This window comes from Neisseria sp. P0022.S010, from assembly GCF_051956635.1.
The window spans coordinates 1-6234 of sequence record NZ_JBQCXF010000159.1; the positions used below are offsets into that span (position 1 = coordinate 1).

Consider the following 6234-nt stretch of genomic DNA (forward strand, 5'->3'; position numbering starts at 1 on the left):
GGTAATGTATCACCACGATACACGTTGTCCTCAACTAGTGGCAACGAATAAGAAAAAACAAAAACAAGCGGCGGCAAAATCTGAGCAGTACGATGCGGCAGCAACGAAAAATGCTCAAGAACAAGTTGTTCAGTTTGTTAAAAAAGAATCGGCAATTAGTGTTGATAAGTAGTTATTTATAAAAAAGAGGGCTGTATCGGCAGCCCGACTTAGAAATTTTTTCATCGGTAGGCCGTCTGAAAAAAATCGGCCGCCGGATTTTATCCAAGGAGTGTCGTATGTCAGACGAAAAATTAGAACAAAACGGCTTAAGCCGTCGTTCATTCTTAGGTACTGCTGCTGCTTCCGGTGCAGGCATTGCCGGTGCCGGTTTGTTGGGCTTGGCCGGTTGCTCTAACGGTGAGGGTGATAAAGCTGCTGCTTCTGGCGCAGCTCCTGCTGAGAAAGCAGCAGCTCATTCTGCCGAGCCGGGCAAACAAACTTCCGAAGTGGGTCCAGGTGAACTTGACCAATACTACGGTTTCCTCTCAGGCGGTCAATCAGGCGAAATGCGCTTGATCGGTTTGCCGTCTATGCGCGAACTGATGCGTATCCCTGTATTCAATATGGACAGCGCTACCGGTTGGGGTCGTACCAATGAGAGCTTGAAAGTCCTCAACGGAAATATTACCGAAGAAACCCGTAAATTCTTGCAAGACAGCGGTTTGCGTTGCTACCCTAACGGCGACTTGCACCACCCACACTTGTCTTTCACCGACCAAACTTACGATGGCCGTTATGCTTACGCCAACGATAAAGCAAACACCCGTGTTTGCCGTATCCGCTTGGATGTGATGAAAACCGATAAAATCATTGATATTCCTAATGCTTCAGGTATCCACGGCCTGCGTCCGCAACGTTATCCGAAAACCGGTTACGTTTTTGCCAACGGCGAGCATATCGTTCCTGTTGACGGCGTAGGCAAATGGGATGATCCTAAAACTTGGAATGCCGTTTATACCGCAATTGACGGCGAAACCATGGAGATCGCATGGCAAGTTTTGGTAGACGGTAACTTGGACAACGGCGATGCCGACTACCAAGGTAAATACTCTTTCTCTACCTGCTATAACTCTGAGCGCGCTCTGACTGTACAAGGTGCTTCTTCTAACGAGCAAGACTGGTGTGTAGTATTTAACCTGGCTGCTATCGAAGAAGGCATCAAAAAAGGCGACTTCAAAGAAGTTAACGGCGTGAAAATGTTGGACGGCCGTGCAGAAGCCAACTCTCCATACACCCGCTACATCCCTGTGCCTAACTCTCCTCACGGCTGTAACGCAAGCCCTGACGGCAAATACATCATGCTCAATGGTAAACTGTCTCCAACCGTTACCGTATTGGATGTCAGCAAACTGGACGATTTGTTTGCAGGCAAAATCAAAGAGCGCGATGTTGTCGTAGCTGAGCCTCAACTGGGTCTTGGCCCGTTACACACTGCATTTGACGGTCGCGGCAATGCTTATACAACATTGTTTATCGACAGCCAAATGGTGAAATGGAACATCGACGATGCGATTAAAGCCTACAAAGGCGAGAAAATCGATCCGATCAAACAAAAACTGGACGTTCACTATCAACCTGGTCACAACCACACTACCATGGGCGAAACCAAAGAAGCCGACGGTAAATGGTTGGTGTCTTTGAACAAATTCTCCAAAGACCGTTTCCTGAACGCAGGTCCTCTGAAACCTGAGTGTGACCAATTGATCGACATCTCCGGCGATGAAATGCGTCTGGTTCACGACAACCCGACTTTTGCAGAACCGCACGACTTCTGTCTGGTTTCCGCTTCCAAAGTGAACCCAAGCAAAACTTGGGACCGCAAAGACCCATGGTTCTGGAAAGATGCTTTGGAACAAGCGCAAAAAGACGGCGTTGAGTTGGAAAAAGCCGCTAAAGTCGTACGCGAAGGCAACAAAGTACGCGTGTACATGACTGCCGTTGCGCCTGCATTCAGTATCCCTCAATTTGAAGTGAACCAAGGTGACGAAGTGACCGTATACGTGACCAACGTTGAGACTATTGAGGACTTGACTCACGGCTTCACTTTGGAAGGCTACGGTATCGCTATGGAGATTAGCCCGCAAGCGACATCTTCTGTAACCTTCAAAGCAGTCCGTCCAGGCGTACACTGGTACTACTGCCAATGGTTCTGCCACGCATTGCACATGGAAATGTCAGGCCAAATGATTGTTAAACCAAAATAATTTTGGTTTGATGATTTAATCCTTTAGGCCGTCTGAAAAGACATTCTTTCAGACGGCCTTTATAGCAAAGCTGTTTGTCAGCCAGTATGGCAATGAAATATAAGCTATCATCAGACAGCTTTGCTATAACATCAAAATACCTGTTTCTGCATATGTTTATCATGTAGAAAACAGGCCGTCTGAAATTGAGATATGATTATGACGCATACACCATCCCATCGTTCCAAATGGCAACGTGCCGCATTCGTATTGCTGTTGGGCAGTATGGTTCAGACGGCCTTTGCCACAGTCATCAACGTATCCGCACAAGACAATCTCAATGATGCTTTAGCGCGCGCCCAAGCCGGCGATACGCTCAAGCTTGCCTCCGGTACATACAAGACCAAACTTTATATCGACAAACCGATTACCATTGAAGGTCCGGCCGACCGCTCCGCCAAGATTATTGGCGACAGGAGCGGGCGTACCATTGCCGTTCATGCACCTGACGTGACCCTGCGTAATCTGACTGTTTCCAATTCAGGCTTGAGCCTGCCGGCCATGGATGCAGGGATTTATCTTGAGGAAACGGCTCCGCGTGCATTGATTGAACACAATAATGTCTTGGACAACTCTGTCGGCGTGTACATCCATGGAGCGGCAGAATCGATGGTGCGCGAAAATAAGATTGTCGGGGAAGCTACATTGCGCGTGAATGAGCGCGGTAATGGCGTAACGGTTTGGAATGCGCCGGGTGCGCAAGTAGTCGACAACGATATTTCCAAAGGCCGTGACGGTATTTTCTCCAATACCAGTACAAACAATACCTATAAAGGCAATCGTTTCAGCGATTTGCGTTTTGCAGTACATTATATGTACACCAACGACAGCGAGGTTAGCAACAACATCTCCGTTGGCAACAATATGGGCTATGTGTTGATGTTCTCAGAGCGTCTTAAAGTGTATGGCAATATCGCCGTGGGCAGCCGTGACCAAGGTATCATGCTCAATTACGTCAACTATTCCGATATTAACGACAATATTATCAACAAAGCCGGTAAATGCGTATTCGCCTATAACGCCAACTTCAATAAAATTTTTGACAACCATTTTGAAAACTGTCAAATCGGTATTCACTTTACCGCGGCCATTGAAGGCACAAGCCTGTTCAATAATTCGTTTATCAACAACGAAAGCCAAGTCAAATACGTCAGCACCCGTTTCCTTGATTGGGGAGAGGGCGGACGAGGCAATTATTGGAGCGACAACAGCGCATTCGATCTTGATGGCGATGGTTTTGGCGACAACGCCTATCGACCGAACGGCATCATCGATCAAATCATTTGGCGCGCTCCCGTGTCCCGTTTGCTGATGAACAGTCCTGCCGTCAGTATTGTCAAATGGGCGCAATCACAGTTCCCCGCTATTTTGCCGGGCGGCGTCATCGACAGTAAGCCATTGATGAAACCGATCAGCAACAAAACAAGTACCAAATACGAAGCCATGAAGGATGAGCTGTTGCACGAAGCCAATACGCGCCAATCCAATTGGAGTAATGCCGAAAACGGATCTTTGAATTAAACATGTTTTCAGACGGCCTTTTGAATGAGGCCGTCTGAAACGGCACAAAGGAATTATTCATGACCAACCACGTCGAATTAAGAAACGTGACCAAACAATTCGGCAGTCAAAAAGCCGTCAACCAAGTCGATTTAGTCCTCAAAGCAGGCGAAAGCGTCGGCATGGCAGGGCATAACGGTGCAGGCAAATCCACCATCATGAAGCTGATACTCGGCCTGATTACACCGACCGAAGGCGAAGTCATGTTGCTGGGCGAGCGTACCGGCAGCAAGACAGGCGCACTGCTTCGCAGCCAAATCGGCTACCTGCCTGAAACCGTCGCGCTTCATCCTTCATTGACCGGCATTGAAACCATGGATTTCTATGCCAAGCTGAAAAAACAGCCCTTGAGTAAAAACCGTGAGTTGTTGGAACGCGTCGGTATTTCTCAAGCGGCACGCCGCCGTGTCGGCACTTACTCCAAAGGTATGCGCCAGCGTCTCGCTTTGGCACAAGCCTTGTTGGGCGAGCCTAAAGTCTTATTGTTTGACGAACCGACCACTGGCCTTGACCCGGCTTCACGCCAAATGTTTTATGAAGTCGTGCGCGAACTGAATGGACGCGGTGCAACCGTATTGCTCAGCACGCACGCGCTTGCCGAACTCGATGGCCACGCCGACCGCATTATCGTCATGAAAAACGGCGTGAAAGTTGCCGATGGCAGCATGGATGAGCTGCATGTCCAAAGTGGTTTGCCGTTGACCGTCAATGTCCGTTTGAAAGAAGCGCGTCCGTTGAGCGAGCGTTGGCAGCCGCTTTCAGACGGCCTGTCGTATAAAGCGCAATGTAAAGCCGAAGAGCGTATGGGACTTTTGAGCGAATTGGGTGATTTGGGCAACCTTGCCTATATCGATATCCATACCCCGACACTTGACGATATGTACGCACAATTCTTAAAAAGGGAAGACGTATGAACCCCGTTTGGATTATTACCGGCAAAGAAGTCCGCGACAGCCTGCGCAACCGTTGGGTTCTCGCCGCCGCGCTCCTGCTTGCCGCGCTTGCCCTGTCATTGGGTTTCCTGGGCAGCTCGCCTACCGGCACAGTCAAAGTCGATCCGTTGACTGTTACCGTTGTCAGCCTCTCCAGCCTGTCGATTTTTCTGATTCCGCTGATTGCGATGTTGCTCTCTTATGATGCGCTGATTGGCGAAATCGAACGCGGCACGATGGCACTGTTGTTGAGCTATCCGATTTCGCGCAACCAAATCCTCGCCGGCAAATTTATCGGCCATCTCATCATCCTTGCCCTTGCTACTACGGCAGGCTACGGATTGGCAGGCATTACCCTCCAGCTTGCCAACGGCGGCTTTGACCTTGGCGCATGGAAACCTTTTGCCCTCCTGATTGTTGCCAGTGTGATTCTTGGTGCAGCCTTTTTGTCTATGGGTTATTTGATTAGCGCGAAAGTCAAAGAACGCGGTACCGCCGCCGGTATCGCCATCGGCGTATGGCTGTTTTTTGTGGTGATTTTCGATATGGCGCTTTTGGGTATTTTGGTTGCCGATACTGAACAAGTCATTACCGCATCTGTTGTAGAAACCATTCTCTTGTTCAATCCTTCCGACATTTACCGTCTGCTCAACCTGACCGGCTATGAAAACACCGCCATGTACGCAGGTATGGCCGGTTTGAGCGATCAAATCAGCCTGACTATGCCGGTTTTGCTGACGGCGCAGGTATTATGGGTTATCATTCCCTTGGTCTTAGCCGCCTGGATTTTCGGAAAGAGACAAATATGAGAAAAATATTATTTACAGCATTCACCATCCTTGCTTTATCTGCTTGTAGCAAACAGGAAAATACTCCTCCGCCTGCGCCCCAACAAATCAGCGACAGCGCAGTCGGTCATTACTGCAGCATGAATTTGACCGAACACAACGGTCCTAAAGCGCAAATCTTCTTGAACGGCAAACCTGACAAACCGGTTTGGTTTTCCACCATCAAGCAGATGTTCGGCTACACCAAGCTGCCCGAAGAGCCTAAAGGCATTCATGCCATCTATGTTACCGATATGGGCAAAGTCAAAGATTGGGAAAAACCCAATGCCGACGCCGAATGGATAGATGCGAAAAAAGCCTATTATGTTATTGAAAGCAGTTTTATCGGCGGCATGGGTGCGGAAGACGCGCTTCCGTTTGCCGACAAGGCTCAGGCTGAAAAATTCGCCAAAGAAAAAGGCGGCAGAGTAGTCGGTTTTGCAGAGATGCCCGACGAATACATTTTCAAATAAAATAATCAATAAAAGGCCGTCTGAAACAGTTTCAGACGGCCTTTGCGTTGGAAGCTGCCGATTGATGATTTAATGAATGCGGCTTTCAATGTAAAGATAAAAAATCCAAGGAATACTCCATGTCCATCCCGTTAACGCGCCGCCGTTTCCTTGCCAT

5 protein-coding genes are annotated in these 6234 nt (G+C 48.7%); all 5 read left to right on the forward strand.

Annotation, left to right across the window (positions count from 1 at the left end):
* Positions 1 to 278 precede the first annotated feature (278 nt).
* The 5 genes from nosZ (at position 279) to ACTHUT_RS12500 (ending at position 6077) form a co-directional block, all read left to right on the forward strand.
* Positions 279 to 2246 (forward strand): TAT-dependent nitrous-oxide reductase, encoded by a 1968-nt coding sequence (gene nosZ, locus ACTHUT_RS12480; RefSeq protein WP_440418853.1) that lies wholly within the window; start codon positions 279 to 281, stop codon positions 2244 to 2246.
* 198 nt (positions 2247 to 2444) lie between these two features.
* On the forward strand, positions 2445 to 3806 hold the full coding sequence (locus tag ACTHUT_RS12485) for a nitrous oxide reductase family maturation protein NosD (RefSeq protein ID WP_431768203.1): 1362 nt from the start codon (positions 2445 to 2447) through the stop codon (positions 3804 to 3806).
* A gap of 59 nt (positions 3807 to 3865) precedes the next feature.
* Positions 3866 to 4759: an ABC transporter ATP-binding protein gene (locus ACTHUT_RS12490; RefSeq protein WP_250599765.1), complete on the forward strand. Its 894-nt coding sequence runs from the start codon at positions 3866 to 3868 to the stop codon at positions 4757 to 4759.
* Complete coding sequence (locus ACTHUT_RS12495; protein ID WP_250599767.1) at positions 4756 to 5586, forward strand: ABC transporter permease; 831 nt, start codon at positions 4756 to 4758, stop codon at positions 5584 to 5586. The genes ACTHUT_RS12490 and ACTHUT_RS12495 overlap by 4 nt, the downstream gene beginning before the upstream one ends.
* On the forward strand, positions 5583 to 6077 hold the full coding sequence (locus ACTHUT_RS12500) for a nitrous oxide reductase accessory protein NosL (RefSeq protein ID WP_003679401.1): 495 nt from the start codon (positions 5583 to 5585) through the stop codon (positions 6075 to 6077). The genes ACTHUT_RS12495 and ACTHUT_RS12500 overlap by 4 nt, the downstream gene beginning before the upstream one ends.
* Positions 6078 to 6234 lie beyond the last annotated feature (157 nt).